Genomic DNA, 25,716 nt, shown 5'->3' with positions numbered 1-25,716 from the left:
CCCTTTCAAGGAACACCCAATGTCCGTTACCGCTGACTCCATCGTCGAAAAACGCCTGCTGGTGACCGGAGCTGCCGGCTTCATCGGCGCCAACTTCTGCCACTACTGGCTGCAGCAACATCCCCGCGCCACGCTCATCGCCCTGGACGCCCTCACCTACGCCGGCAACCGTCATAATCTGGAAGGGCTGGAACAGCACAGTGGTTTCCGCTTCGTACAGGGCGACATCAATGATGCCCTGCTGGTAGAGCGGGTCATGACCGACCATCACCTCAACGTCATCGTCCACTTCGCCGCCGAGAGCCATGTGGACCGCTCCATCCACGATCCCGACGCCTTCATCCGGACCAACATCCTCGGTACCCACAATCTGTTGCGCATCGCCAGGGCGATCTGGCTGGACGGACCGCAGGGATGGATACCCCACCGCTTTCACCATATTTCCACCGATGAGGTATACGGCACCCTCGGTCCGCAGGATCCCGCCTTTCGCGAAGAGACTCCTTACGCCCCCAACTCCCCCTATGCCGCCAGCAAGGCAGGAGCGGATCACCTGGTCCGCGCCTATCGGCACACCTACGGGCTCAGCACCACCACCAGCAACTGCTCCAACAACTACGGGCCCTATCACTTTCCCGAGAAGCTGATTCCCCTCATCATCGTCAACATCCTTCACAACAAGCCCCTGCCGATCTATGGCGATGGCCGGCAGATCCGTGACTGGCTCTATGTGGAAGACCATTGCCGGGGTATCGCAACGATCCTGGAACAGGGACAGGAAGGGGAAAGCTATAACATCGGCGGCTGCAACGAGTGGGCCAACATCGACATCGTGCGGCTCATCGGCGAGATCATGGACGAACTCTTCGCCGAAGATCCGCGATGGCTGCAGGCATTTCCTCATTCGGCGGCGGCGCAGGGGCGGAAAAATGCCGATCTCATCCAGCATGTCCGTGACCGGCCCGGCCATGACCGCCGCTATGCCATCGACGCCACGAAAATCACCCGGGAGCTTGGATTCAAACCCGCCGTAGACTTCCCCACCGGCATCCGTCAGACCATCCGCTGGTACCTGGAGCATCCGCAGTGGTGGCAGAAAGTCATGGATGGGAGTTATCAGGAATGGCTGGATGTGCAGTACGGGGGCGCTTAAAGCGTAGCCGCCGAGGTTCCTGCCTTATGGCTTCCACCTCGCCACGGGACGTATGCAACAGTGATCTCATGGAATCCTTCATTTGGAAGGCGTTTGGCATAGCACCCAATTTTGTGCTGGAAGAGCACCGTATTGGTGCAGAAAACCCTTTCAAAGAGGCAATCGATCATGGCTGGGAAGCTAAAGAGAGAGGTAGGATTTTCAGGGCTCATTTTCGCCAGTCTGGGTGGAATCATCGGCTCCGGCTGGCTATTTGGTCCGCTGGCTGCAGCGCAGGTGGCCGGACCCCTCAGTATTTATTCATGGCTGATCGGCGCCATCACCATTTTGTTTCTCGGCCTGACTTATGCCGAGGTCGGACCTTTATTTCCAAAAGCAGGTGCCGCGACACATATTGCCAACGTAGTACATGGCAATCTACTCGGTAAGATCTGGGCGTGGCTGTTGTTTATGTTCTACATCGCCATCGCTCCAGTGGAGGTGGTCGCCGTACTGACCTATGCCAACAATTATATTCCCGGACTGTTGGTAGGCGACACCGGCCTGCTGAGCGGCCCGGGACTCATCAGCTCCGTAGTGCTTCTGGGGTTCATGTTCCTGCTCAATTTCTTAGGTATTCGCCGGATAGCCAACATTTTTACCGGACTGGGCTGGTGGAAACTGGCCGTACCCGTCCTTACCATGATCGTCCTCGTCGTATTCTCCTATCATCCCGAAAATTTGCATGTCCTCCACTGGCATGAAAACGTGCATGGCATGTTCGTTGCCGTCGCATCATCGGGCATTGTCTTCAGCTACCTGGGTTTTCGACAGGCGATCGAACTGGGTGGTGAAAGCCGCGAACCTGGCAAACATATTCCCCTGGCGGTAATTGGTGCCATCGTGATCGGTGCGATTATTTACGTCGGTCTGCAATGGGCCTTTTTGGTCAGCTTGCCCCCGTCACAACTGACCCAAGGCTGGACCAAACTGAGTTTTTCCGGGGTATTTGGTCCTTTCGCCGCCATTGCCTCGCTTTTGGGAATAGGCTGGCTGGCGGTCCTGATTTATGCCGACGCCTTGATCTCTCCGGGAGGCACCGCTCTGGTATATGCCACATCTGCGGCCCGCGCCGTGGTCGCCAACGGCGAAGTCGGGGCAGGCCCCAGCTTCTTTACCAGGATCACCGAGGGGGGGGTGCCCTGGGTGGGGATCATCGTCGCCTATGTGATCGGGTGCGTCTACTTCCTACCCTTTCCTTCCTGGCAGAAACTGGTGGGTTTTATTACGACCATCTCGGTGATCACCTACGGTATCGGACCTATCGTCCTGCTGCAATTGCGCCGTTCCCTGCCTGACCTGGAAAGACCTTTCCGCTTGTGGGGCGCGCAGATCATCGCGCCCATTGCGTTTATCCTTTCTTCACTCGTCGCCTACTGGGGCGGTTTCAAGGCGTTGACTTACATCTTCGGCACGCTGTTCGCCATCCTGATCATATATGGCATCGTATACAGGATTCGCGGCAGCCGTGCTGGCACTCCCCTGGGGTTCAAGCATATCACCTGGATATTCCCTTATTTTTTAGGGCTCTGGGTGCTTTCCTGGTTTGGACCCAAGGTATTGGGGGCCAGGGAGTCATCCCCTTTTACTGGTCCATGGTGGCCGTTGCAGTGCTGGCGCTCATCTCCATGGTCTGGGCGTTGAAGGTGACGGTGCCCGACAGCCAGATATCCGAGTACTTCTCGGTCATGAACAAAGAAGGAGTGGAACTGTAGCTTCGCACGAAACACCACCATCCCCGGCGGGTGTTCCGGCACGAGCAGAGCAAAGCGTAGTTGCCCGTCTACTTCCTGTAATTTTTGCGCCGGAACAGATCGACCTTCCGTGAGACCAGCCGGTCGAGAAACAGCAGGCCGTCGAGATGGTCCATTTCATGTTGGACCGCCCTGGCCTCGAAGCCTTCGCACTCGTAACTCCGCTCCCGTCCCAGGACATCCTGGGCCTGCAGCTGTATGCGTTCCGCGCGAATGACATTGCCCGTGAAATCCGGCACCGACATGCAGCCTTCCCGGCCCACCGCCATGCCCTCCCACGCCGCCAGTTCGGGATTGATCAGCACCATAGGCCCATGGCAGTCGTCTCCCAGTTTGGGGCGCACATCGACGATCACGATACGTTGCGCGCGGTCCACCTGCGGCGCCGCAATACCTACTCCCCCCGGACCGGCATACATGGTCTCGGTCAGATCATCGATAAAGCGGCGCAGATCGTCGTCGAATACGCTGACCGGATCGGCCTTGCGCTGCAGCCGGGAGTCCGGATAAGTCAGAATCGGGAGTACGGCCATCAGAACACCGCCGACTCGATGGGATGCACACCGATGTCCACCCCTTCCTTTTCGCGCAACGGCGCTACGACCTTGCGGACGCTCTCCGTACCCTCCGGAGCGTAGCCCTGAATGACCATCACGTAGAGGGGCCGCTCGGGGCTACCGGTGCTCTCGCTTTCCAGGTCGATCACATTGAACCCGATAGCCGCCAGCGCTCCGGTGACACCCGCGACGATGCCCGGATGATCGGCCCCGTAGACCGTGACCCGGGTATTCGGCATATCCGCGGTCGGCGCGACACTGGAGACGGGGTCCAGATGTACGCGCAGATTGAGGCGTTTGATGGCCGGGTCCAGCGCCATTTCCACGGAGCCCAGATCACGCGGGTAATCGATGATCTGCATGATGGTGAAGTAACCGCCGAGACGCATCATCGAGGCGTCCCCGATGGAGCAGTCCGCGGTGTACAGGGCCTGAGTGACCGCGGCGACGATACCGGGGCGATCCTCGCCGATGACCGTAAGAAGGGCTTGACTCATCCTAGACTCCTATGGCGAGGATTTTCGCCTGCACGAGATAACGAAAACAGTATTCCAGCAATTCAAGATGGTGTCTGGCCGCCAGAAAGTCCGGGCCCCAGGCCGTCACTCCATGGAGGTGAATCAGCGCGCCGGGGACACATGGCAGTGCCCCGGTAAACTCTCTGTCCATATCTTCGGCAATCCGCGCGACGTTCAGATGATTGGCGAAGACCGGCAGGTCCACGTGCGGCTCGGCATCGGGCACGCCCAGACCTTTGAGCATTTCGAGCGACGGCAGACGCAACCGGCCCCGCCGCGCGAAGTGTCCGCAAAGATTGGCCTCGATGGAATGGACGTGGAATATGACCCGGGCGTCGGGCACGTGCCGGTAGATCGTCTCATGGATGGCGGCCTCGGCCGAAGGCTGGCGTCCCGGTGGGGCCTGCACCACCTGACCCTGCAGATCCACCAGAACGAAATCCCCGGCGTCCAGCCGATCCTTGGGGCGGCCGCTGGCAGTGATCCAGAAGGTATCGGTATCGCGGCGTGCCGACAGGTTGCCAGCGGTGCCCAGCATCCAGCCCCGCGCATAAAAATCGCGGGCCGCCGCAGCGAGATGGGTGCGCGGATCATCCTGCATGGGCAGGCTCCCGCCACCAGCCGCGTTGATCGAGAGCGGCGCTCACGTCCGCGAAATCGTCGAAGGGCAGGAAATCTCTCCCCTCGGCGCGCAGATATTCCGCGAGGCGGTCCCGCGCACAGACCAGAGGACACTGCCGGGCGACCCGCAGATCGGTGATGGAATCCCCGATACAAACGGCATCCCGGGGATGGTAGTGTGCGACCACGGCGGCCTTGGCCACCAGTTCGTGATCATCCTGCCAGGGGGAGGACACCCGCAGCCATTCGCCCGTGGTATCCACCTCGAGGCCATGGATGGCGTAAATTTCCTGGCGGTAAGGGGCGAGGACGATCTCGGCCATGCGCGTGAAGCCGCCGGTGACGACGATAAAAGGAATACCGGCCTGGTTGGCATGAGCCAGTAGCCCGTCGAGTCCCGGACGGATCTCCGTATCCCGCACGAAATCCTCCAGTTCCGGCCAGCGCCACGAAGGGATGGTGCCCAGCACCTGCGGCAAGCCGTCACGCAGGGTCAGGCGCTGCGCGTAGATTTCCGGCAGTATCCGGGCGGCAGCCTGCGGCGCAAAATGACGCATCAGGGCCACGAAAACTTCGCTCCGGGCGATGGTGCCGTCGAAGTCGCAAAAGATGGCTCGTTGCATCAACCCTGTCCCCATTTTTCCACCGCTGCCCGCAAGGGCCCGGCGGGCAGATCTTCCAGAGCGCGCGGTGCTGCGTTCTGCCAGCGCTCGATGGCTTCGCGAAAGGCCAGCACGCCGCTGGCGGGGCCCTGGGGATGGTCCATGATCCCGGTCCCCGCATTGAGAATGACCTCCGCACCATAGTCGTCGAGGATGCGCCCAACCATGCCGGGATGCACGCCCGATGAAGGCACCGGTGCCACGCCCCGCGCCCGCAGCGCTTCGACGATGGCCCATTCGTCCGCCGCGGCGAAGGGCAGGCTGCCGTACTGCGCCGGATAGAGCACCGCATCGGCCCCCCCATAGGTCATCAACGTACCGAGCAGAGTCCCATAAGAAAACCCGTAATCCGGCGCGCCGCACCAGGCACCCGCCAGAGACGGATGGGCGAAGATCGGCACGTCGATGTCCGGATCGGCGACCAACGCCTCCAGTACCGGGAAACCATATGCCAGCACATTCAGGAGCAGCGCATTGGCACCGGCGGCCACCAGTTGCAGCGCGAGCGTTTGCACCTGGCGTGCATCCCCCGAGAGATTCACCGCATAGAGCAGGTCACGACCCGTCTGATCCCGCCGCGCCTCGATCACCGGCGCACAAGCCTCCCAGCGCGCCAGGGCCGCAGCCATCGGCAGGTCCGGGAGGATTTCGTCATCCTTGATGATATCCAGCCCGGCAACGGCAACCTTTGCCAGAATTTCGGCATGGTCCTCAGCCGTCAGCCCCAGCGCCGGCTTGAAAATGGCCATGACCAAGGGCCGTTCCTGCACCCCCAATCGTGCGCGGATGCCCTCCAGCCCAAAGCGCGGCAAACGTCCGAAGTGCTCCGGCAAACGGATTGCCGCCACCTTGGCAGGACCCGCCAGGGAATATTTGCCGAAAATCATGGTGAGCAGGCTGCCGAGGCGGCCGTCCACATTGGCGGCGGGGAAGCGCACCGTGGCCTGATGACACCCGTCCGCCAGTTCGGTAACGGCGGTCACCTTCCCCAGATGGCCGCGCAACTGCGCCTCCCGGTGCTGAAAGTGCGCATCCCAGCTTCCGGCCGTCTGGCCGATGGCGATGGCCTGCGCCTGTGAGCGGGCGTCCACCCCGGCGGGAAACCGGTAATCGACCTCAATGAATGCCGTCATGGGTTGGGAAAAGACCGCAGGGCGCGATCGGTATAATGCGGTGTCCAGCCGCCGCGCGCGCTGAAGTAGCGCACCGCCTTGATCCGTTGCGCATCCGTGAGACGAAACCAGTGCTCCACCCCAGCCGGGATATGGACATAATCCCCTGCATGCACGGTCAACTCGACTTGCGCGCCGTCTTCCAGAACGAAGCCGAAAACGCCTTCCCCGTCCACGATATAGCGCACCTCTTCATCGTCATGGGTATGCGCGCGATGAAAACGGGCGGTGAGCTCCGCCAACTGCGGATGCCGGGGATACAACACCACCAGATCCCGCTCCTGATAGCCCCTCTCCCGCTGCAAACGCCGGAAGACGTCATCCAGGGCCGTCAGCAACGCCGCCTGTGCCTCCGGATCGGGTTGCAGCTCGGTCAGCAGCGCCGCGGCCCCCGCGCCGGTCACCGGAATCGCCTGCAAGGTGACGCCCAGAGGCGCCAGCGTGGCGGCGATCCGCGCCGTATCCGTGATCCGCTGCACCGTTTCCGCATATTGCAAAGCCGCCATGCTAACCGCCCTCCTTCCAGATCAGAGAAGCCATTCGCCCGGTAACGCCGTCGCGCCGATAAGAAAAATAACGCGCGGGGTCCGCCACCGTACACAGATCACCGCCAAAAATGGCCCGCACCCCGGCCCCCCGTAAACGCCGCCGCGCCAGCTCATAAATATTTGCCAGCCAGCGATCGCCGGACCCACGGCGAAAGGCCCCTGCCGCTCCGGCGTCCGCCGCCAGAAAAGCCGCCCGGACTTCCGGCCCGACCTCGAAATGATCGGGCCCGATGGCTGGTCCCAAGTATATCAGAATCTCCTCCGGTGCCACCCGCATGGCCGCCACGCCGCGTTCCAGGATACCCGCCAGCAGCCCTCGCCAGCCGGCGTGGAAAACGCCGACCTGCCGGCCATCCCGACTGCAGGCCAGGACCGGCAGGCAATCAGCCGTGAGCACCGCCAGCACCACACCCGGCGTGCCGGTGACCGCGCCATCCGCCTCCGGGATACGGGCCGGCGCCGCCGGCAGGGTGGCGACCTCCGTGCCATGCACCTGCCGCAGCCAGCAGGGTTCCCCGGGCAATTTCAGCACGGCCCGCAGCCGTTCCCGATTCCCTGCCACCGCCTCCCGTGCATCGCCCACATGATCACCAAGATTGAAGGAGGCGTAGGCCCCCGGCTGACTCCGCCACCGCGCAGGGTGACGGCGCCGTGCACCCGCTCGGGCGCGGGCCAGTCCGGCACCCAATAACCGGCCTCTTCAGTCACCATCACGCGCACGGCGCAGCAGCGCCAGCAATTCGGTCATGTCGTCGGGCAGCGGGCTTTCCCAGGTCATCAGCTCTCCGCTTGCGGGATGGTAAAGACGCAGGCGCCAGGCATGCAACGCCTGGCGACGGAACTGCCGCCAGCGGGCCAGCGCAGCCTCATCCAGTCCTTTCGGCACCGTCCTCCGCCCCCCATAGACCGGATCGCCCACCAGCGGGTGGCCGATATGCGTCATATGCACACGAATCTGATGGGTGCGCCCCGTCGCCAGGCGCAGGCGCAGATAGCTGTGACGGGGGAAGCGCTCCACCAGCCGGTAGTCGGTCTGCGCCGGCCGGCCGTCATCACGCACCGTCATCCGCAGACGATCCTGAGCGTGCCGGCCGATGGGCGCGTCCACCCGGCCACCTCCGGTCATTGCCCCCGTCACCAGCGCGAGATACTCGCGGTGCATGGTGTGGTCACCGAGCTGATCGATCAGCGATTGCCGCGCCATTTCCGTTTTTGCCACCACCAGCAGACCGGTCGTGTCCTTGTCCAGCCGATGGACGATACCGCCGCGGGGCAGATAGGCGTTCTCCGGCACATGGGCCAGCACGCCGTTGACCAACGTGCCGTCGGGATGACCGGCGCCGGGGTGGGTAAGCTGCCCCGCCGGCTTGTGCACGACAAGAATATCCGCGTCCTCATGCAGAATATGCAGGGGCAGGGTCTCGGCCAACCAGTTGCTGGGTTCGATCTGCGGCCAGTCGACCATCACCTGCTCACCGCCGCGCACCCGCGCACTGGGCTTTTCGGGCACGCCATCCACCAGAATCCGGCCATCGCGCAGCAAGGCCTGGATACGGCTGCGGCTGGTTTCCGGCAGCAACTGGCTCAACACCGTGTCGAGGCGCTCGCCGACCTGCTCCTCTGGCAAAATCATGGGAAGTCCCGTACTATCGTCGCTCATGGCTCGCCACTATAGACTATTGTCCTTCATGAGCAAACGCATACTGATGTCCCTATGCTGTACCGCCCTGATCGCCGGTTGCGCCAGCACTCCGAACAACCATGACAGCTCTACCGTCAGCCACGAATCCGCCCGGGCGCTGTTCCAGCCCGCCAAACACGCCATGGATCGCGGCGACTACGCCGCCGCCATCAAGCTTTTTGAAGACCTGGAGACTCGCTACCCCTACGGCCCTTACGCCGAACAGGCGCAACTCGATACGGCCTATAGTTATTACCAACGCGGAGATTCCGAGGCGGCGGTGGCGGCGGCCGAACGCTTCATCAAGCTGCACCCGGCCAATCCCTATGTGGATTACGCCTGGTATCTGAAAGGCATCGCCCATTATCAGGCCATTCAGGGAGCACAGGAAAATCCCCGACCCGCCGAGGAGGCCCTCAGCACCCTCGACACGCTGGCCAAACGCTGGCCGCACAGCGTTTACGCCGCCGACGCCCGCCTGCGCATAGCCAAGATCATCAACATCCTCGGTCAGCGCAATCTGGATATCTGCAAGTTCTACTATGTGCGTCACGCCTACGTCGCCTCGGCAAACCGCTGCAACACGGTAATCACCCGCTACCAGTTGAGCGCGGCGCGGGAAGAGGCGCTCTACTATCTGACGCGGGACTACCGGCACCTGAACCTGCCGCAACTGGCGCAGACCACCGCCGCGGTGCTTGCCTACAACTACCCGGGAAGCAAGTATCTTGCCGATCTCGGCAGCAGCGCAAAGCCCGGCTGACCCAGTTGGGGGCGATTGCCGCCCCCGCCCCGGTCAGACCGCCTCGTCGCCCTCTTCTCCGGTACGGATGCGGATCACCCGCTCCACCGAGCCGACGAAAATCTTGCCGTCACCGATCTTGCCGGTCCGCGCCGCCTGTTGGATGGCTTCGATGGCGCGATCCGCCATGTCGTCGCTGACCACCACCTCCAGCTTGAGCTTGGGCAGGAAGTCCACCACATACTCGGCACCGCGATAAAGCTCCGTATGCCCCTTCTGACGGCCGAAACCCTTGACTTCGGTAACCGTCATGCCGGCCAGCCCCATCTCCTGAAGGGCCTCGCGCACATCATCCAGTTTGAACGGCTTGATGATCGCCTCAATCTTCTTCATAGCAGAGCTCCTCGCGCAGACAACACAGCTTCCCAGGAATGGTAGCCATTGGTGATAGGATAACGCCGATCCTTGCCGAATGCGCGGGCGCTGATCCGCACACCGGGCGCAGCCTGACGCCGTTTATATTCAGCACGGTCGATAAGGCGCAGCACCCGCATCACCGTTTCCGCCGGAAAACCGGCGGCGATGAGGTCCACGGCACCGTGGTCTTCTTCCACATAGGCGGCGATGATGGCATCCAGCATCTCATAAGGCGGCAGGCTGTCCTGATCACGCTGGTCCGGCGCCAGCTCCGCCGATGGTGGCCGGGTCAGCACCCGCTCCGGAATCACCGGACCCAGGCTATTGCGATAGCGGGCGAGGCGATAGACCAGCGTCTTGGGGCAATCCTTGATGACCGCAAAACCGCCGGCCATGTCACCATACAGGGTTGCGTAGCCGACGGCGATTTCGCTCTTGTTGCCCGTGGTCAGCAGCAGGTGGCCGAACTTGTTGGAATAGGCCATGAGCAACGCGGCGCGGATGCGCGCCTGCAGATTCTCCTCCGTGGTGTCGGCCGCACGCCCGGCGAACAGGGGCGCCAAGGTCTCCAGATAACTATGGAACGGCCCCTCAATGGAGACGATGTCGGTGCCCACCCCGAGGCTCCGGGCCTCGGCCACGGCATCCGCGATGCTCATCTCCGCCGTATAGCGGGAGGGCATAATCAAGGCGTGAACCCGCTCCGCCCCGAGGGCGTCCACCGCCACCGCCAGGGTCAGCGCCGAGTCCACCCCGCCGGACAGGCCCAGCACCGCGCCGGGAAAGCCGTTTTTTTCCACATAATCGTGTACACCCAGACGCAGCACATCGTAGACTTCCGCGCTCTCGTCGGGCACCGGTGGCAATGGCTGATCCGCCTGCAAACGGATGCCGGCGTCATCCCGGTCCACCTCCAGCAGCACCAGCGCTTCGGCGCAACGGGCGGCGCGCAGGACCAGCAGCCCGTTCCGGTCGACGGCGAAGGACTGGCCGTCGAAGACCAGTTCATCCTGCCCCCCCACCAGGTTCACATAGACGATGGGCAGATGACAGCGGGCCGCCAGGGCGCCCACCTCATCCTCGCGGACACGCTGCTTGTTCAGATGATAGGGCGAGGCGTTGAGCACCAGCAGCAACTCGGCACCCTGCGCCTGAGCCGCCTGCGCCACTCCCGGCCCGCACCAGACATCCTCACAGATGGCCACGCCACAGCGGATCCCGGCGCAGGCGAACACCAGCGACTGCGCCCCCGGCGTGAAATAACGCACCTCATCGAATACCGCGTAATTCGGCAAACAATGCTTGTGGTAAAAGTCCTCGGCATGACCCCCACGGAGCAGACCGGCGCTGTTGTAGAGGTGCTCCTGCACACGCCGGGGGTGGCCCACCAGCATGGGCAGGGGCGCTTCCGCGGCGAGACGCTGCATGGCGGCGTCGCAGGCCTGCAGAAAGTCGGTACGCAGGAGCAGATCTTCGGGAGGGTAACCACTGAGCGCCAGCTCCGGCGTCAGCAGCAGATCGGCGCCAGCCGCCTGCGCCTCGGCGGCGGCGGCCAGCAGACGATCGGCGTTGCCCGCCACATCGCCGACCCGGCAGTTGACCTGCGCCAGGGCGATACGCATCAGCGCCCCAGCACCTCGGCGGCCCGGGAACCCAAATCGGCGGGGGAATGCACACAATGGACGCCCGCCGCTTCCAGTACCGCATATTTGGCCGCCGCCGTCCCTGCACCGCCATCGATGATCGCCCCCGCGTGGCCCATGCGCTTGCCCTTGGGTGCCGTGGAGCCGGCAACGAAAGCCACCACCGGCTTACGGACATGCGCCTGGATAAAGCCCGCCGCGTCTTCCTCCATACGTCCGCCGATCTCGCCCACCATGACGATCACCTCGGTCTGCGGGTCCGCCTCAAAAAGCGCCAAGACCTCGATGAAGCTCATACCGATCAGCGGATCGCCGCCGATACCCACGCAGGTACTCTGCCCCAAGCCCAGACGGGTGGTCTGTTCCACCGCTTCATAGGTGAGGGTGCCGGAGCGGGAGACGATACCTACCCGTCCGGGCTGGTGAATGGCGCCGGGCATGATCCCGATCTTGGACTGTCCGGGCGTGATGATCCCCGGACAGTTGGGACCGATGAGCCGTACCGCCGTGCCTGCCAGATAATGCTTGACCATCAGCATGTCATGCACGGGAATGCCCTCGGTGATGCAGACGATGAGTTGAATACCGGCGGCAGCCGCCTCGATAATGGCGTCGGCGGCGAAAGGTGAGGGTACATAGATCACACTGGCCTCAGCCCCGGTGTTCTGCACAGCGTCAGCCACCGTATCAAACACCGGCAGATCGAGATGGCGGCTGCCGCCCTTGCCGGGGGTCACGCCGCCCACCATGCGAGTGCCGTAAGCCACGGCCTGCTGCGAGTGAAATGTCCCCTGCTTGCCGGTAAAGCCCTGGCAGATCACACGGGTGTCGCGGGACAGCAATATGCTCATAGATGCACCAGAATCAGGATAAGAAGAACAACGATCAACGCCTCTCCCAGAAGCAGGAGAAGCACATAGGGATTGCGCCGGGGCGCTGGATGAATTTTGGCGACCTCGGACCGCAAGGCCGCCAGATCCTGCTGCAGTGCCTGCACATCGCCCGCCTGCGCCACGGATTTGAGCCGCTCGTCGAGGATCTGATCGAGCAGCACGGCCATTTCCGCCATCACCTCGGCGCTTTTCTGATCCGCGCCGCGCTTCACATAAGCGTCGGCCAGACGCGAAATCAGCGGGCCGGAATTGCGCAGCATCGGCCACAGACGCTGCAACCAGAAGATATTGATGGACACGTCAGCCTTGTGCCGCCGCCACGGCCTTCATCGCCGCATCGGCGAGACCATCGGCGGTGATCAGGGACAGCCCGCTCCCCCGCAACAACGCCATGCCCTCCTCCTTCCGGGTTCCTTCCAGACGCACCACCACCGGCAGGTGAAGGCCCACCTCCGCCGCCGCCTGGATGATGCCCTCCGCCAGCAGATCACAGCGGGTGATGCCTCCGAAGATATTGACCAGTATGGCCTTGACCCGGGTATCCGAGAGGATGAGTTTGAAGGCCTGGTTGACCTTGTCCGCGGCCGCGCCCCCGCCCACATCCAGAAAGTTGGCGGGATCGCCGCCATGCAGCTTGATCAGGTCCATGGTCGCCATGGCCAGACCCGCACCGTTGACCATGCAGCCGATGTTACCTTCCAGGGAGATGTAATTCAGCCCGAACTGCCGCGCGGTGATCTCCCGCCCGTCCTGCTGGGTAGAGTCAAAGAGTTCGTCGGACTCGGGGTGGCGGTATAGGGCATTATCGTCCATCACCACCTTGGCATCCAGGGCCAGCAGCCTGCCTTCAGCGGTGATGGCGAGAGGATTGATCTCCACCATCAGGGCATCGAGCCGTTGCGCCAGGCGATACATGCCCTGCATGATGCGCGTAAGCTGTTGCACCTGGCTGGCGTCCAGCCCGAAGCGGAAACCGATCTGGCGCGCCTGAAAAGGCAGAAAGCCCGTACTGGGTTCGACCACCACCCGATGCAGCGCCTCGGGCCGGGAGGCCGCCAGCTCCTCAATGTCCACACCGCCTTCACGGGTCGCCAGAAAGGTGATCCGCGCCTGCCCACGGTCTACCATCAGGGCCAGATAAAGCTCGCGGGCGATGCGGCTCGGCTCCTCGATCAGCAAAGCCGCCACGTGCTGCCCCTGCGGGCCGGTCTGCGCCGTGACCAGCGGTTTGCCCAGCAGCTCCTGGGCGGCCTTTTCCACCTGGGCAATGCTGTCCACCATCCGCACGCCACCGGCCTTGCCGCGTCCACCGGCATGCACCTGCGCCTTGACAACCCAGGCCGGGCCACCCAGTTCACGGGCCTGATTGACGGCCTCCCGCACCGAGAAGGCGGGAATGGCGCGAGGCACCGGCACCCCTTCCTCGGCAAGCAGGCGCTTGGCCTGATACTCATGCAAATTCATGATATTTCCTCACAAACGACGCATCAGCGCCGCACTGAACTCCGCGGTACTCAGGGCGGGCACGTCACCGCGCAACGCCGCCAGATCACCGGTCACTTCGCCGCCAGCGATGGCCGCGTTCATGGCCGCCATGATGCGCGTCGCCGCCTCGCCCCAACCCATATGCTCCAGCATCATCACCGCCGACAAAATCAGCGAACTGGGATTGGCCTTACCCTGCCCGGCGATGTCCGGCGCCGTCCCGTGGGTGGCCTCAAAAATCGCATGGGTATCGGAGAGATTCGCCCCCGGCGCCATGCCGATGCCGCCCACTTCCGCCGCCAGCGCATCGGAAATATAGTCGCCGTTGAGGTTGAGCGTGGCCACCACGGCATAATCTTCCGGCCGCAGTAGAATCTGCTGCAGGAAGTTGTCGGCGATGACGTCCTTGATGATCAGCTTGCCATCGGCGGCGGCCCGCTGCTCGGCCTGCTGCGCCATTGCCTTGCCCTCCGCCTTGCTGATCGCCGCCTTCTGCCGCCAGGTGAAGACCCGTCCGGCGAACTCGCGCTCGGCCAGGGCATAGCCCCAGTCACGAAAACCGCCCTCGGTGAACTTCATGATATTGCCCTTGTGCACCAGACTCAGCGAAGGTTTGCCATGCTCCAGCGCATACTGGATGGCGCGACGCACCAGACGCTCGGACCCCTCCACCGACACCGGCTTGATGCCGATGGCGGAACTGGCGGGGAAGCGGATTTTGCTGACCCCCATCTCGTCCTGTAAAAAGCGGATGATTTTTTCGGCTTCCGGACTGCCCGCCGGCCACTCGATACCCGCGTAGATATCCTCGGCGTTTTCCCGGAAGATGACCATGTCGACCTTCTCCGGGTGGCATACCGGGCTGGGCGTGCCCGTAAAATAACGCACCGGCCGCAGGCAGACGTAAAGATCCAGATCCTGGCGCAGCGCCACATTGAGGCTGCGGATTCCACCACCCACCGGGGTTTCCAGCGGCCCCTTGATGGCGATCTTATACTCGCGGATAGCGGCCATGGTCTCTTCGGGCAAATACTGTCCCGCACCATAGAGCGTCACCGCCTTCTGCCCGGCAAAAAGCTCCATCCAGGCGATCCGCCGCTGACCGCCATAGGCGGCCTGCACCGCCGCATCCACCACCCCACGCATGGCCGGCGTGACATCGCAGCCGATCCCGTCCCCCTCGATGAAGGGAATGATGGGTTGATCGGGCACCTGCAGCACCCCGTCCACCTGGGTGATGGGCTTCCCCTGAGCCGGAATCTGAACATGCGTCATGGTCACGATGCCTTCTCCAGTTGTTCACGCGCCCAGGACAGGGCGCCCCCCTTGAGGATCAACTCCAGGTCCCGGGCGCTCGCCAACTGCGGCATCACGGAAATCTCGAATCCCCCGGTTTCGTCGCGCACGGTCAGTGCCTTGTTCAGCGCCAGCCCACCGAGCTCCACGCTGAGCTGATCCCCCGCCTGCACCCTGGCATAATCCGCCGCGTCCACGAAGGTCAGGGGCAAAATACCGAAGTTGACGAGATTGGCCAGGTGAATGCGCGCAAAGGACTTGACCAGCACCGCGCGCACGCCGAGATAACGGGGCGCCAGCGCCGCATGTTCACGGCTGGAACCCTGCCCGTAATTGTGACCCGCCACGATAAAGCCGCCCCCGGCAGCCTTGGCGCGGGCCGGGAAAGTCTCATCCACCATGTGGAAGACAAACTCCGAAATGGCCGGCAGATTGGAGCGCAGCGGCAGCACCTTGGCCCCCGCCGGCATGATGTGGTCGGTGGTGATGTCATCTTCCAGCCGAATCAGCACCTCGCCCCGCAATCTTGCCGGAGCGGCCTGGCCGGTGGGGAGTTTGGCGATGTTGGGGCCGCGGATGATGTCCACCGGACTACCTTCGGCGGCGGGAGCGAGCACCATCCGGTCATCGACCAGAAAACGCTCCGGCACCGGCACATGAATGGGCGCCAGCCCCAGGTCGCGGGGATCAGTGATCACCCCGGTCAGGGCGCAGGCGGCGCAGGTTTCCGGGCTCGCCAGATACACCGCCGCATTCTTGGTACCGGAACGTCCATAGAAATTGCGGTTGAAGGAACGCACCGAGACGCCTTCCGTGGGCGGCGCGAAGCCCATGCCGATGCAGGGTCCGCAGGCTGATTCCAGAATGCGCGACCCGGCCCCGATGAAGTCCAGCAGGCCGCCATCCCTGGTCACCATCTCCATCACCTGACGGGAGCCGGGCGACACCCCCAGACTGACGCCGTCAGCGACGACCTTTCCCTTGAGCATGCTTGCCACGGTCATCAAATCCGTATAGGACGAGTTGGTGCAGGATCCGATGGCCACCTGCGCCACGGGCGTTCCCGCCACCTCGCGCACTTTCCGGACGTTGTCCGGGCTGTGCGGACAGGCGATGAGGGGCTCCAACTGGTCGAGGTCGATTTCCAGCACCTCGTCATAACGGGCATCGGCATCCGCCACCCACTCCGACCACGAGGCATCGCGCCCCTGCGCCGCCAGATAACGGCGGGTCACCGTATCACTGGGGAAGATACTGGTGGTGGCGCCCAATTCGGCGCCCATGTTGGTGATGGTCGCCCGCTCCGGCACGCTGAGGTGGGCGACGCCCGGCCCGAAATACTCGAACACCTTGCCGACGCCGCCCTTCACCGTCTTGTGGCGCAGCACTTCGAGGATGATGTCCTTGGCGCTGACGAAAGGCTGCAAGCGGCCGGTCAGCTTGACCCCGACCACCTGCGGCATATTGAGGTTGAAAGGCAAGCCACCCATGGCCAGGGCAATGTCGAGACCGCCCGCACCAATGGCCAGCATGCCCGCTCCGCCGGAAGTCGGCGTGTGGGAATCGGAACCCAGCAGGGTACCACCCGGCCGGGAAAAGCGTTCCAGATGCACCTGATGACAGATGCCGTTGCCGGGACGCGAGAAATGCACGCCATATTTCGCGGCAAAGCTTTGCAGAAAACGATGATCGTCGGCGTTCTCGAAACCCGACTGGAGCATGTTGTGGTCCACATAGGACACCGAGAGTTCCGTGCGCACGCGCGGCAAGCCGAGGGCCTCGAATTGCAGATAGGCCATGGTCCCCGTGGCGTCCTGGGTCAAGGTCTGGTCGATACGGATAGCGATAGGGCTCCCCGCTTCCAGCGCGCCACTGACCAAATGCGCGGCAATAATCTTCTGGGTGACATTCATGGCCATGAACTGCATCTCCTGATCTACGGGAAATCGTCGGGAACAACGGGTGCCTCCATCATCGCAAAAGCACCGCCCCGCGCCAAGTATCCGCAGCGAGCGCAAAACCCTTGACCAGGTAGCCACGCAACTGCTGGGTGGCCCAAAAGGAATCCTCTACAACTGACTCTGGTGCCAGCTCCCCATCGGCGAAGAGGTTGCGGAGGTGCTGGCCGGCGTTCTGTTTGGTGGTGAGGAACGTGTCCGCCATCTGGTTCTGGTTCAGGCAGGCGGATCATCGCAACCGATGGGCGGCCAGTGGTGGCTGGATCGTGCGAATCATCCAGCGGCTGGCCTTTGGGAAAGCACACCCCTGTTTCTTTTCGTAGCGCCCAGTAGTACCAGTCTGCCAACTCCTGGTAGAACTTCTCGTTCAGCGCCTTGACGTCCAGCACGGTCATCCAAGCCTTGTACAACTGCTCGAAGCTGGATGGAACGAATTTTTTGCTGCGTGGGCCAGTCCAAGGTTTTGTTGCTGGCGTAGCCGAGCATTGAGAGCAATTCGAGGGCGCTTGTGCGCAAGTCGCCGGTGGCCGTTGACTTCAGGGCATCTTCAAGGCGTGTGCGTAGTTGATTATCACTCGCCAATTTATCGTTCCGGCTTTGTCATGCTCATGCCTGCCAGTCTTCAACGGGCAAGGTGGGCACACGGGTGAATTCGCCGGTGTTGTGCGTCACCAGGGTCAGTCTATTTGTATGGGCAATTGCCGCAATCAGCAAGTCGTTTCCACCGATCAGGCGACCAGCGCGCTGGAGGTGTGCGCGAATTTCTCCATAAGCTTCGGCTGCCGAATCGTCGAATGGCTGGCGCGGCCAATGACCAAACGCATCTTGTAGCCTTGACAGTTCTTGCGGCGGATTTTGCGCAAGACGAGCGCCGCATTGCAATTCCGCCCATACCACGCTGCACAACACCAATTCATTCAGGCCTTGGTCGCAAGGCGCGCTTTTAAAGCCGAATTGCGCCCACGCAAAATTTCAATACAGACGTTGGTGTCAAGAAGATAGCCCATCACAGTCCTTGTATGTCAGATAGTGGAAGCTGTTGCGGCCGGTCCGGGAAGTCGGGTGCGGCGCCCCATGCCCGTTCCAGCCATGCCGGATCGAATTTGCGCTTGCTTTTTGCGTGCAAATAACCGATGAAATCGAGCACTTCTCGCTGAAACTCCGGTGGCAGCGTGCTGGCTTCCTTGTCGATTGCTTCAACTAGATTGTTCATCATCCTTCTCCTTCTGGTCCGCACAATGGCGAAAATCCATCAGCGATATTCCCGCTGGCTCAATGTTACTTGATGACCAACCACGTGATAAGGTCAAAATCCGAAGTGTGTTTTACCTGCTCTGAGGCATCGGCCAGAAGTTGACGAGTTATCGTGGTTCGCCAAAAAGAAAGTTCAGATGCCCGATATCCTCCAGCTCGGCTGACAGCGCCTCATAGGCATAGATGGTGAAATATGCCGAGACAACCGATAAATGGCTGCCGGCATTGATCTTCTCGACCAGAAAGTCCGCAACTTTGCCATGCGTGCGGTTGTCGCGAATACCGAAACTGTTCGGCCTGTTAGTCGCCATCGCGTTTCCCCGCATTGTCGCCCCACGCTCCGCCGCCGCACGTCACGCCCATCGTCCCGCCCGCCGCAGACGCGCCAACGTCTCTTCCTTACCCAATAAGGCCAGGGTCGCATCGATGGGTGGTGACACCGCCCGCCCGGCCACCGCCACCCGCAGGGGTTGCGCGACCTTGCCCATCTTGCCGTCGGCATGGGTCACCGCCAGTTCCTGAATCACGCTGTGAATCGCCGCCGCCTCCCAGTTCGGCAACACGTCCAGCGCCTGCGCCAGGATTACCAGCAAGGCGCCCTGTCCGCGCAGATGCTTCTCCACATCTTTGGGTTCACCGGCCACCGGCGCCACATAAAACATCGCCGCCGCCGCAGCCATCTCCACCAAGGTCTTGGAGCGCTCCTGCAACAGCGCCACCACCGCCGAAAGCTCCGGCCCGGCCACCAGCAAAGACTCGGTTACGCCCACGGCGGCGAGGTAAGGCAGCAGATGCTGCGCCAACCCCTCCGGCGTCAGCCGCTGCATATGCTGGGCATTGATCCACAGCAGCTTCTCCGCGTTGAAGGCCGATGCCGCCTTGTTCACCGCGTCGATGCGGAAAAATTCCACCATTTCCTCGCGGGTGAAAATTTCCTGATCGCCATGGGACCAGCCCAGCCGCACCAGAAAATTGAGCAGCGCGTCGGGCAGGAAGCCTTGCTCACGATATTCCAGCACGCTCACCGCCCCGTGACGCTTGGACAGCTTCTGCTTGTCCGGACCGAGAATCATCGGCACATGGGCATAAACCGGCACCCGCGCGCCCAGCGCCTGCAGAATCTGCATCTGCCGCGGGGTGTTGTTGAGATGATCGTCGCCGCGGATCACATGGGTGATGCCCATATCCCAGTCATCCACCACCACGCAGAAATTGTAGGTCGGCGTTCCGTCGGAGCGGGCGATGATCAGGTCGTCCATTTCGCTATTCTGAAAGCGCACCGTACCGTGAATCAGGTCTTCCACCACCGTTTCGCCGTCGTCCGGGCTGCGGAAGCGGATCACCGGCGCAACCCCCTCCGGCGCCGTCGTGCGCTGCCGGCAACGGCCGTCATAGCGCGGTTTCTCGCCGCGCTGGCGCTGATCCTCGCGCATGGCCTCCACTTCTTCCCGACTGCAATAGCAATGGTAGGCCGTTCCCGCCGCCAGCATCTGCGCCAGCACTTCCCGGTAGCGGTCCATGCGCCGCATCTGATAGAACGGTCCCTCGTCCCAGTCCAGCCCCAGCCAGGCCATTCCCTCCAGAATGGCGACTGTTGCTTCCGGCGTCGAACGCTCCACGTCCGTATCCTCGATACGCAAAATGAAACGCCCCCCCTGCTGACGCGCGTGCAACCACGAGTAGAGTGCGGTGCGGACACCGCCAATATGCAGATAACCGGTGGGACTGGGAGCAAAACGGGTACGGACGGACATGATGCGCAACCTGAGGCGGCTAAAAGGGCGATGATAACAGCCTCTCCGACTCGCCGGTATCCTGCGCGGAGCGACGAACATCGTTTGACGGAAGGCATCCATTTTGCTTACTATCGGGATAGCAGTCAGCAAGCCTGATGCCAACCCCATGTTTACAATGATATCCTTGTATAAGGCATTATATCTGCGGGACACCCCTTGTGGTTCCGGCCCGCCAGGAGGGAGTATGAAGAAGCGAGTTATCGCTATGGCCACGCTGGTGGCACTCGGCGGCATTCCTATGGCATGGGCGGATAGCCAAACCATAGGCCTGCAACAAGGTGACCTCCAGAGCGGCGTAGCACAGGCCCTGAACGCCGGCGCGCAGAACGTGGACCTGCAAAGCAGCGAACCGGTAGCGGGGCCGGTCGGCACCGTCTCCGGCCTGTCGGCCACTCTGCAGCGGTTCGAGGCATCGGGCGCCTTTGGCAACCAGACGGGAACCGGCAATGTCTGGACCCATATCGACGACGGCCTGCGCATCAGCGACGTCTCCCGCGTGGAAGTGGATAAATGGCGCACCTGGTTCCTGCAACATCAGGGCAAGCTGGAACAGATCCTCGACAACTCCCGCCCCTTCCTATATTACGTGGTGAACGCCGTTGCGGAACGCGGCATGCCCATGGAGCTGGCGCTGCTGCCGGCCATCGAGAGCGGTTACAACCCCAGGGCCTACTCCCCGGCTGCCGCGGCGGGCCTCTGGCAATTCATACCCGGCACCGCACGCAATTTCGGCCTGCAAAACACCCGCTATGGCGACCCTCGCCTGAGTCTCATCGCCTCCACCAACGCGGCCCTCGATTATCTCTCCTATCTCTACAACTATTTCGGCGGCAACTGGCTCCTCGCCATCGCCTCCTACAATGCCGGGCAGGGTACCGTTTCCGCCGCCATCCAACAGAATGTCGCGGCAGGCAAGCCCACCGATTTCTGGGATCTCGCCCTGCCGCAGCAGACCGAAGACTACGTGGCCGAACTCCTCGCCCTAGCGCAGGTCATCCGCAATGCCAAGGCCTACCATGTCTCCCTGCCCTCCATTCCCAACGCGGCACACATCGCGGTCGTGACCACGCCCAAATCCGTGGCCCTGAACGTGGCGGCGAACCTGATGAACATGCCGGTCAGCGAACTGCAACACCTCAATGCCGGGCTGAGCTACGGCGTCGCCCCGGCCGACTACCATCTGGTGGTGCCCAAAGACAAGGCCGCCACCCTAAAGAGCGCGCTGCTGACCATGCCCCAGGAAGCCGCCGCCCAGCCCGTCGTTGCGCCGCAACCGGTGCCCCGCCCGGCCTTCCGTCGCCTCACCCTCCGCCCCGGTGAGACGCTCTGGCATCTGGCGCAACGGGCCGGGGTCAGCGTCGCCAGCCTCAAACGCTGGAATCACCTCCGTTCCGCGCGCGACCTGCAGGTCGGGCAGCACCTGGTCGTCTACGGCGCCGGCGGGTCCGGCCATCTGCAAAACGCCGTCTATGCCCGGAGCCGGACGCGGGCGCTCACCGTGCGTCCCGGCAACACGCTCTCCCAGCTCGCGCAACGGGCCGGGGTCAGCGTCAAGGACCTCATGCGCTGGAACCACATCCGTTCCGCGCGTGACCTGCAGATCGGCGAAACTCTGCATATCCCGGGTGGCGGCGGCAGCATGCCCGCACAGGTCTATACCGCCGCGCGCGGCAACCGGCGCCTCACCGTGCGGCCCGGTGAAAGTCTTTGGCAAATCGCCCAGCGCGCTGGAGTCGGCGTCTCTCTGCTGGCCCGCGCCAACCACCTCACCCAACGGTCCATTCTCCATCCCGGACAGGTGCTGAACATCCCGGCACAGACCATGGTCGCCGCCATCAGCCACCGCCAGGAGCGCGCCGCCAGCCTGGCGCGAACCACGACTTACGTGGTGCGTCCGGGCGACACGCTCTGGCAGATCGCCCAGCAGTTCCATGTCCAGCCCAAATCGCTGATTCAGTGGAATCGCCTGGCCTCCGCCAGCGAAATTCAACCGGGCTCACGCCTTACCATTTATACGCGCTGATCATTCTGTCATAGGGGGTTTTGCAATGGGTTTCATGGTAGGGAAAAAGGCGCTGATCGTCGGCGTGGCCAATGACCGTTCCATCTGCTGGGGCATCGCCCAGGCCATGCGCCGCCAGGGTGCGGAAGTGCTGCTCACCTATCAGGGCGAACGCACCAAAAGCCGGGTGGAGGAACTGGCCGCCCAGATCGGGGCGCCGACGCCGCTGGAACTCGACCTGATGGATGAAGCGCAACTGGCCGCCGCCATGCAGAAGGTCGGAGCGCTCTGGGGCGGCGTCGACATCGGCGTTCACGGTGCCGCCTTCGCGCCCAAAGAGGAACTCAGCGGCAGCTATCTGGACGCCACCACCCGCGAGGGCTTTCGCATCGCCCACGAGGTATCCTCCTACAGCTTCACCGCCATGGCCCGGGCCATGCGCCCGCTCATGCAGGGTCGGCAGGGCGCCTTGCTGGCCCTCAGCTACCTCGGCGCCCAGCGCGCCATGACCAACTACAACGTGATGGGGCTCGCCAAGGCCAGTCTCGAGGCCAGCATCCGTTATCTCGCCTACTCGCTGGGTGCGGACGGCATCCGCGTCAACGCCGTTTCCGCCGGCCCCATCCGCACCCTCGCGGCCAGCGGTATCAGTGATTTCCGCAAGATTCTGGAACACTATGCAGAACAAGCGCCCCTGCGCCGCAACGTGACTCAGGAAGAAGTCGGCAACGCCGCCGCCTTCCTCTGCTCCGACCTCGCCTCCGGCATCACTGGCGAGATCACCTACGTGGACGCCGGGTTCAACACCGTCGGCTTCTGAGCCGTATCGGTCGATGCGGCGCGTCTCACCCCATCGCGCGCTTCACCTCCGCAAGCATCTCCTCGAAACTCTTGGCAAAAGCGGCCAGGCCTTCGGTCTGCAACTGCTCCGCCACGGCGCCGTCCATATCGACTCCCAGGCTGGCCAGTTGCGCCATGGTCCGCTGCGCCTCGACCCTGCCGTCTTCGACCCGGGCCACCAGGCTGCCGTGGTCACGGAGCCGGGCCAGCGTGTCGTCGGGCAAGGTGTTGATCGTTTCCGGCCCCATCAGCGGCTCGACATAGAGCAGATCGGGGTAGGCCGGATTTTTGGTGCTGGTGCTCGCCCAGAGCAGATACTGGGGCCGCCCGCCCGCAGCGCGCAACGCCGCAAAGCCCGCACCGTGAAAAACATCCTGATAGATGGCGTATGCCGACTTCGCCATCGCCACCGCCGCCTTGCCCCGCAGCGCCAGCGCCTCCGGCGTGCCGATGGCCTCCAGCTTTTGATCGACCAGCGTATCCACCCGCGACAGGAAGAGACTGGCGACCGCCTTCACCTTACGCGGATCACCGCCGCCCACCACCCACTGCGTCAAGCCCTTCTGATAGGCCGCCAACACCTCATGAACATGCTTCAGCCCGAACATCAGGGTCACATTGATCGACACCCCCTGACCGATGAGTGTGGCGAAGGCGCGGATACCGGCGGGCGTGGCCGGCACCTTGATCAACAGGTTATCCCGCTGCACCAGCCCGCGCAGCCGCAGCGCCTCGGCCACCGTGGCGGCCTCATCCTGGCCCAGCCGCGGCGACTCCTCCCAGCTCACCCAGCCGTCGTCGCCGTCCGTTTCCACATGCACCGCCCGCAACAGATCGCAGGCGTTACGCAGATCCTCCACCACCAGACGCTCGTACAACTCTTCCGCGGAGTCCGCGGGCCGGCAAAGGTCGTCCCGATAGTAGGGGCTGGAGTGAATCGCCTTCTGAAAGATGCTGGGGTTGGACGTCACCCCGCTGATCCCGTCCTCGTCGATATAACGCCGCAGAATGTCGTCGTGGATGAGGGTGCGCGATAGATTGTCCAGCCAGATGCTTTGTCCGATCTGCTTCCTGAGTGCCCGTAAATCCGTTGCCATGCTGGTTCTCCTGACGTGATTCCGCCGAACTGCCCGATACCTCTCTGATCTTCAGTGTAGACCACAGTCGGGCAAGGAAGGTGCCTGCCGCAGTCCAACTTCATACAGCGCCTGCAACTCGCTGCGCACCACGTGAGGATGCCCGCCGCGATGCGGAAATGGCCGATGACGGATAGGGCGCTGGCGATTTGGATGCTGCGAAAATATTTGGGAATGGCGACCGCCGCTGGATTGTCGATGATGGCGGTGATGTCCATGAGTTCGATGAGGGTGTGGCCAGAATGGTCAGGATCCATACACATCCATAAGGCCATTATGTCAGGGGCTTATAATTCAGGAAACCCGGTACGAGTACCAAACGGCTTGCGGAATGCAGATCGCGGACCGAGGTTAAGCATATTGCGTTTGGCTATTAGCTAAACTAGACTAAGTGTGGTCTCGTGGAGAAGGTCAACCATTCCGCGCCGAAAATGTGATGGGGTTGCCGAAGCTGGAGAATTAGGATGCACTCAGTCAACATGCTACAAGCGAAGTCCTCGCTGTCCCGCTTGGTGGACGCCATCGAGAAGGGGCAGGAGCGTGAAATCGTTATTGCCCGTAACGGCCGTCCAGCAGCTAAGCTCGTGCCCATGGAAACATCGCCAGGTGGTAAGCGCATCGGTGTTGCCAAAGGCAAATTCGATGTGCCGGACAGCATCGATACCCACAATGCCGAAGTGGCCCGCATGTTTTTCGGTGAGCAATCCTGAATCTCTTGCTGGATACCCATGTCGCCCTTTGGGCGATTACCGACAGCCCGAAGTTATCGAAAAAGGCACGGGAGATGATCGAGTTGCCGAAGTCTTCGATCTGGATCAGCGCCGCGACTATCTGGGAGATCGCCATCAAGCGCAGTCTTGGACGCGGCGACATGCCGGTATCCAGCCAGGAGGCGATGCGCTACTTTGGTGAATCTGGTTACCGTTTCTTGCCGGTCGAGCCCGAGCATGCGGCGGCCGTCGAGGACTTGCCGGCACATCACGCCGATCCGTTCGACCGAATTCTGGTCGCGCAAGCGCTTGTCGAACCTATGCGACTGATCACTCATGACGCGATGGTGGCCTGTTACAGCGATACCATCATAAAAACATAGGGATGGCGGTTTCACGCTTAGTGTCGTCACGGAAAAGAAACCAGCGCTGGGATACGGAACAAAGTGAATGCGCTGGTACGGGATTGCTTGCGCGGCCCTCATCCGGGATATGGCTGGACACTCGCACAGTATATACCTTTTCATCACTGCAAGCGCCATGACGTTCGGTATCGACAAAACCGTCCGTGCAACGCGTTAAAAAATGTGCGGAAGCCGTTGTCGTAATGCGCCAATATACGGGAACATAATTTTGTCCCGCGTACTGCCGGAAGATTTGACGGACACGACGCGCTTTACCAAGCAGAGCCGCGCAGACGGCGACATGCGCATTTGGAGGATGTGATGCCCCTCCCCTGGATAGCCCCGCCATCCGCACCCCCACCGCCGCAATGCTGGCGAGGGTCACGACCCGCTCCATCCTGAGATGGATAGAAGACGGTACCATGACCGGAGAAC

General features: G+C 62.5%; 28 protein-coding genes and 1 pseudogene. 7 read left to right on the top strand and 22 right to left on the bottom strand.

All coding sequences use genetic code 11. The features are described 5' to 3' along the window. Positions 1–19 precede the first annotated feature (19 nt). Positions 20–1,153: a dTDP-glucose 4,6-dehydratase gene (rfbB, locus tag AFERRID_RS08365; RefSeq protein ID WP_113526907.1), complete on the top strand. Its 1,134-nt coding sequence runs from the start codon at positions 20–22 to the stop codon at positions 1,151–1,153. Between the two features lie 168 nt (positions 1,154–1,321). Continuing rightward, positions 1,322–2,907: pseudogene (locus AFERRID_RS08360) on the top strand (APC family permease). 68 nt (positions 2,908–2,975) lie between these two features. Here the strand turns inward: AFERRID_RS08360 and def are convergent. Genes def through rluD form a run of 8 tightly spaced genes read right to left on the bottom strand, consistent with a single transcriptional unit; the run spans position 2,976 to position 8,684 of the window. Then, positions 2,976–3,479 carry a peptide deformylase gene (gene def / locus AFERRID_RS08355; protein WP_126604881.1) on the bottom strand — a complete coding sequence of 168 codons (504 nt, stop codon included), beginning with the start codon at positions 3,477–3,479 and terminating at the stop codon, positions 2,976–2,978. After that, positions 3,479–4,000, bottom strand: a complete 522-nt coding sequence (locus AFERRID_RS08350; protein WP_113526910.1) for a glycine cleavage system protein R — start codon at positions 3,998–4,000, stop codon at positions 3,479–3,481. Before AFERRID_RS08350 ends, def begins: the two co-directional genes overlap by 1 nt. Position 4,001: 1 nt before the next feature. After that, a complete protein-coding gene (mtnB, locus tag AFERRID_RS08345; RefSeq protein ID WP_113526911.1) occupies positions 4,002–4,622 on the bottom strand; it encodes a methylthioribulose 1-phosphate dehydratase in 621 nt (206 codons plus the stop codon). Further along, complete coding sequence (locus AFERRID_RS08340; RefSeq protein ID WP_225981917.1) at positions 4,612–5,265, bottom strand: HAD-IB family phosphatase; 654 nt, start codon at positions 5,263–5,265, stop codon at positions 4,612–4,614. Before AFERRID_RS08340 ends, mtnB begins: the two co-directional genes overlap by 11 nt. Then, positions 5,265–6,437 (bottom strand): RuBisCO large subunit C-terminal-like domain-containing protein, encoded by a 1,173-nt coding sequence (locus AFERRID_RS08335; protein ID WP_126604879.1) that lies wholly within the window; start codon positions 6,435–6,437, stop codon positions 5,265–5,267. The genes AFERRID_RS08340 and AFERRID_RS08335 overlap by 1 nt, the downstream gene beginning before the upstream one ends. After that, positions 6,434–6,982, bottom strand: coding sequence for a cupin domain-containing protein (locus AFERRID_RS08330; RefSeq protein ID WP_113526914.1), 549 nt, complete (start codon positions 6,980–6,982; stop codon positions 6,434–6,436). The genes AFERRID_RS08335 and AFERRID_RS08330 overlap by 4 nt, the downstream gene beginning before the upstream one ends. 1 nt (position 6,983) lies before the next feature. Then, positions 6,984–7,712, bottom strand: a complete 729-nt coding sequence (pgeF, locus tag AFERRID_RS08325; RefSeq protein ID WP_232027418.1) for a peptidoglycan editing factor PgeF — start codon at positions 7,710–7,712, stop codon at positions 6,984–6,986. Positions 7,713–7,724: 12 nt separating this feature from the next. Continuing rightward, positions 7,725–8,684 (bottom strand): 23S rRNA pseudouridine(1911/1915/1917) synthase RluD, encoded by a 960-nt coding sequence (rluD, locus tag AFERRID_RS08320; RefSeq protein WP_126604877.1) that lies wholly within the window; start codon positions 8,682–8,684, stop codon positions 7,725–7,727. A 28-nt stretch (positions 8,685–8,712) separates the two neighbouring features. Here rluD and AFERRID_RS08315 point away from each other — a divergent pair, with 28 nt between their 5' ends. After that, entirely contained in the window at positions 8,713–9,468 is a 756-nt protein-coding gene (locus AFERRID_RS08315; protein ID WP_126604875.1) for an outer membrane protein assembly factor BamD, read from the top strand. A 33-nt stretch (positions 9,469–9,501) separates the two neighbouring features. Here AFERRID_RS08315 and AFERRID_RS08310 read toward each other — a convergent pair whose 3' ends face one another. The 12 genes from AFERRID_RS08310 to gltX all read right to left on the bottom strand — a co-directional run bounded on the left by AFERRID_RS08310 (position 9,502) and on the right by gltX (position 20,147). Further along, a complete protein-coding gene (locus AFERRID_RS08310; protein WP_113526917.1) occupies positions 9,502–9,840 on the bottom strand; it encodes a P-II family nitrogen regulator in 339 nt (112 codons plus the stop codon). Continuing rightward, positions 9,837–11,486 (bottom strand): NAD+ synthase, encoded by a 1,650-nt coding sequence (locus AFERRID_RS08305; RefSeq protein WP_126604873.1) that lies wholly within the window; start codon positions 11,484–11,486, stop codon positions 9,837–9,839. The genes AFERRID_RS08310 and AFERRID_RS08305 overlap by 4 nt, the downstream gene beginning before the upstream one ends. Further along, positions 11,486–12,358, bottom strand: coding sequence for a succinate--CoA ligase subunit alpha (gene sucD / locus AFERRID_RS08300; RefSeq protein ID WP_126604871.1), 873 nt, complete (start codon positions 12,356–12,358; stop codon positions 11,486–11,488). Before sucD ends, AFERRID_RS08305 begins: the two co-directional genes overlap by 1 nt. Continuing rightward, on the bottom strand, positions 12,355–12,699 hold the full coding sequence (locus tag AFERRID_RS08295; protein WP_126604869.1) for a hypothetical protein: 345 nt from the start codon (positions 12,697–12,699) through the stop codon (positions 12,355–12,357). The genes sucD and AFERRID_RS08295 overlap by 4 nt, the downstream gene beginning before the upstream one ends. A gap of 1 nt (position 12,700) precedes the next feature. Next, the gene (sucC, locus tag AFERRID_RS08290; RefSeq protein WP_113526921.1) at positions 12,701–13,864 is read right to left on the bottom strand and encodes an ADP-forming succinate--CoA ligase subunit beta; all 1,164 of its coding nucleotides are present in this window, start codon (positions 13,862–13,864) and stop codon (positions 12,701–12,703) included. A gap of 9 nt (positions 13,865–13,873) precedes the next feature. After that, on the bottom strand, positions 13,874–15,160 hold the full coding sequence (gene icd, locus AFERRID_RS08285) for an NADP-dependent isocitrate dehydrogenase (RefSeq protein ID WP_172959411.1): 1,287 nt from the start codon (positions 15,158–15,160) through the stop codon (positions 13,874–13,876). Between the two features lie 2 nt (positions 15,161–15,162). Continuing rightward, positions 15,163–17,100 carry an aconitate hydratase gene (locus AFERRID_RS08280; protein ID WP_113526961.1) on the bottom strand — a complete coding sequence of 646 codons (1,938 nt, stop codon included), beginning with the start codon at positions 17,098–17,100 and terminating at the stop codon, positions 15,163–15,165. Positions 17,101–17,152: 52 nt separating this feature from the next. Then, complete coding sequence (locus AFERRID_RS08275; protein WP_126604867.1) at positions 17,153–17,344, bottom strand: hypothetical protein; 192 nt, start codon at positions 17,342–17,344, stop codon at positions 17,153–17,155. A gap of 401 nt (positions 17,345–17,745) precedes the next feature. Further along, a complete protein-coding gene (locus AFERRID_RS08270) occupies positions 17,746–18,048 on the bottom strand; it encodes a type II toxin-antitoxin system VapC family toxin (RefSeq protein ID WP_225981916.1) in 303 nt (100 codons plus the stop codon). 97 nt (positions 18,049–18,145) lie between these two features. Continuing rightward, positions 18,146–18,355 carry a DUF2281 domain-containing protein gene (locus tag AFERRID_RS08265; protein ID WP_126604865.1) on the bottom strand — a complete coding sequence of 70 codons (210 nt, stop codon included), beginning with the start codon at positions 18,353–18,355 and terminating at the stop codon, positions 18,146–18,148. Between the two features lie 145 nt (positions 18,356–18,500). Further along, a complete protein-coding gene (locus AFERRID_RS08260; RefSeq protein ID WP_181710120.1) occupies positions 18,501–18,704 on the bottom strand; it encodes a phospholipase D-like domain-containing protein in 204 nt (67 codons plus the stop codon). Between the two features lie 42 nt (positions 18,705–18,746). Further along, on the bottom strand, positions 18,747–20,147 hold the full coding sequence (gene gltX, locus AFERRID_RS08255; RefSeq protein ID WP_126604863.1) for a glutamate--tRNA ligase: 1,401 nt from the start codon (positions 20,145–20,147) through the stop codon (positions 18,747–18,749). A 226-nt stretch (positions 20,148–20,373) separates the two neighbouring features. On the opposite strand from gltX, the gene AFERRID_RS08250 reads away from it, so the two are divergent. Both AFERRID_RS08250 and AFERRID_RS08245 read left to right on the top strand, forming a co-directional pair. Further along, on the top strand, positions 20,374–22,212 hold the full coding sequence (locus tag AFERRID_RS08250) for a LysM peptidoglycan-binding domain-containing protein (protein WP_113526927.1): 1,839 nt from the start codon (positions 20,374–20,376) through the stop codon (positions 22,210–22,212). A 25-nt stretch (positions 22,213–22,237) separates the two neighbouring features. Continuing rightward, positions 22,238–23,011 (top strand): enoyl-ACP reductase FabI, encoded by a 774-nt coding sequence (locus AFERRID_RS08245; protein WP_113526928.1) that lies wholly within the window; start codon positions 22,238–22,240, stop codon positions 23,009–23,011. A 25-nt stretch (positions 23,012–23,036) separates the two neighbouring features. Here AFERRID_RS08245 and tal read toward each other — a convergent pair whose 3' ends face one another. Continuing rightward, the gene (tal, locus tag AFERRID_RS08240; RefSeq protein WP_113526929.1) at positions 23,037–24,128 is read right to left on the bottom strand and encodes a transaldolase; all 1,092 of its coding nucleotides are present in this window, start codon (positions 24,126–24,128) and stop codon (positions 23,037–23,039) included. Between the two features lie 503 nt (positions 24,129–24,631). On the opposite strand from tal, the gene AFERRID_RS08235 reads away from it, so the two are divergent. Both AFERRID_RS08235 and AFERRID_RS08230 read left to right on the top strand, forming a co-directional pair. Next, on the top strand, positions 24,632–24,877 hold the full coding sequence (locus tag AFERRID_RS08235; RefSeq protein WP_113526930.1) for a type II toxin-antitoxin system Phd/YefM family antitoxin: 246 nt from the start codon (positions 24,632–24,634) through the stop codon (positions 24,875–24,877). A 5-nt stretch (positions 24,878–24,882) separates the two neighbouring features. Continuing rightward, positions 24,883–25,260 (top strand): type II toxin-antitoxin system VapC family toxin, encoded by a 378-nt coding sequence (locus AFERRID_RS08230; protein ID WP_126604862.1) that lies wholly within the window; start codon positions 24,883–24,885, stop codon positions 25,258–25,260. Here the strand turns inward: AFERRID_RS08230 and AFERRID_RS08225 are convergent. Beyond that, positions 25,247–25,666: a hypothetical protein gene (locus AFERRID_RS08225; protein WP_126604860.1), complete on the bottom strand. Its 420-nt coding sequence runs from the start codon at positions 25,664–25,666 to the stop codon at positions 25,247–25,249. The two genes, AFERRID_RS08230 and AFERRID_RS08225, sit on opposite strands and share 14 nt — an antisense overlap. Positions 25,667–25,716: the final 50 nt, after the last annotated feature.

Source organism: Acidithiobacillus ferridurans (genome assembly GCF_003966655.1).
GTDB lineage: Bacteria > Pseudomonadota > Gammaproteobacteria > Acidithiobacillales > Acidithiobacillaceae > Acidithiobacillus > Acidithiobacillus ferridurans.
The sequence above is the reverse complement of the archived record's forward strand: the minus strand, read 5'-3'. Positions and strand labels throughout refer to the sequence as shown.

Excerpts from the sequence above, each read along its gene's own strand:
- sucD (WP_126604871.1), bottom strand. The coding sequence starts at position 12,358 with ATGAGCATATTGCTGTCCCGCGACACCCGTGTGATCTGCCAGGGCTTT.
- tal (WP_113526929.1), bottom strand. The coding sequence starts at position 24,128 with ATGGCAACGGATTTACGGGCACTCAGGAAGCAGATCGGACAAAGCATC.
- def (WP_126604881.1), bottom strand. The coding sequence starts at position 3,479 with ATGGCCGTACTCCCGATTCTGACTTATCCGGACTCCCGGCTGCAGCGC.
- AFERRID_RS08280 (WP_113526961.1), bottom strand. The coding sequence starts at position 17,100 with ATGGCCATGAATGTCACCCAGAAGATTATTGCCGCGCATTTGGTCAGT.
- AFERRID_RS08350 (WP_113526910.1), bottom strand. The coding sequence starts at position 4,000 with ATGAGTCAAGCCCTTCTTACGGTCATCGGCGAGGATCGCCCCGGTATC.
- AFERRID_RS08260 (WP_181710120.1), bottom strand. The coding sequence starts at position 18,704 with ATGGCGACTAACAGGCCGAACAGTTTCGGTATTCGCGACAACCGCACG.
- AFERRID_RS08235 (WP_113526930.1), top strand. The coding sequence starts at position 24,632 with ATGCACTCAGTCAACATGCTACAAGCGAAGTCCTCGCTGTCCCGCTTG.
- mtnB (WP_113526911.1), bottom strand. The coding sequence starts at position 4,622 with ATGCAGGATGATCCGCGCACCCATCTCGCTGCGGCGGCCCGCGATTTT.
- AFERRID_RS08335 (WP_126604879.1), bottom strand. The coding sequence starts at position 6,437 with ATGACGGCATTCATTGAGGTCGATTACCGGTTTCCCGCCGGGGTGGAC.
- AFERRID_RS08310 (WP_113526917.1), bottom strand. The coding sequence starts at position 9,840 with ATGAAGAAGATTGAGGCGATCATCAAGCCGTTCAAACTGGATGATGTG.
- AFERRID_RS08265 (WP_126604865.1), bottom strand. The coding sequence starts at position 18,355 with ATGATGAACAATCTAGTTGAAGCAATCGACAAGGAAGCCAGCACGCTG.
- icd (WP_172959411.1), bottom strand. The coding sequence starts at position 15,160 with ATGACGCATGTTCAGATTCCGGCTCAGGGGAAGCCCATCACCCAGGTG.
- AFERRID_RS08275 (WP_126604867.1), bottom strand. The coding sequence starts at position 17,344 with ATGGCGGACACGTTCCTCACCACCAAACAGAACGCCGGCCAGCACCTC.
- sucC (WP_113526921.1), bottom strand. The coding sequence starts at position 13,864 with ATGAATTTGCATGAGTATCAGGCCAAGCGCCTGCTTGCCGAGGAAGGG.
- rfbB (WP_113526907.1), top strand. The coding sequence starts at position 20 with ATGTCCGTTACCGCTGACTCCATCGTCGAAAAACGCCTGCTGGTGACC.
- AFERRID_RS08250 (WP_113526927.1), top strand. The coding sequence starts at position 20,374 with ATGAAGAAGCGAGTTATCGCTATGGCCACGCTGGTGGCACTCGGCGGC.
- AFERRID_RS08245 (WP_113526928.1), top strand. The coding sequence starts at position 22,238 with ATGGGTTTCATGGTAGGGAAAAAGGCGCTGATCGTCGGCGTGGCCAAT.
- AFERRID_RS08305 (WP_126604873.1), bottom strand. The coding sequence starts at position 11,486 with ATGCGTATCGCCCTGGCGCAGGTCAACTGCCGGGTCGGCGATGTGGCG.
- AFERRID_RS08315 (WP_126604875.1), top strand. The coding sequence starts at position 8,713 with ATGAGCAAACGCATACTGATGTCCCTATGCTGTACCGCCCTGATCGCC.
- rluD (WP_126604877.1), bottom strand. The coding sequence starts at position 8,684 with ATGAGCGACGATAGTACGGGACTTCCCATGATTTTGCCAGAGGAGCAG.
- AFERRID_RS08340 (WP_225981917.1), bottom strand. The coding sequence starts at position 5,265 with ATGCAACGAGCCATCTTTTGCGACTTCGACGGCACCATCGCCCGGAGC.
- gltX (WP_126604863.1), bottom strand. The coding sequence starts at position 20,147 with ATGTCCGTCCGTACCCGTTTTGCTCCCAGTCCCACCGGTTATCTGCAT.
- AFERRID_RS08330 (WP_113526914.1), bottom strand. The coding sequence starts at position 6,982 with ATGGCGGCTTTGCAATATGCGGAAACGGTGCAGCGGATCACGGATACG.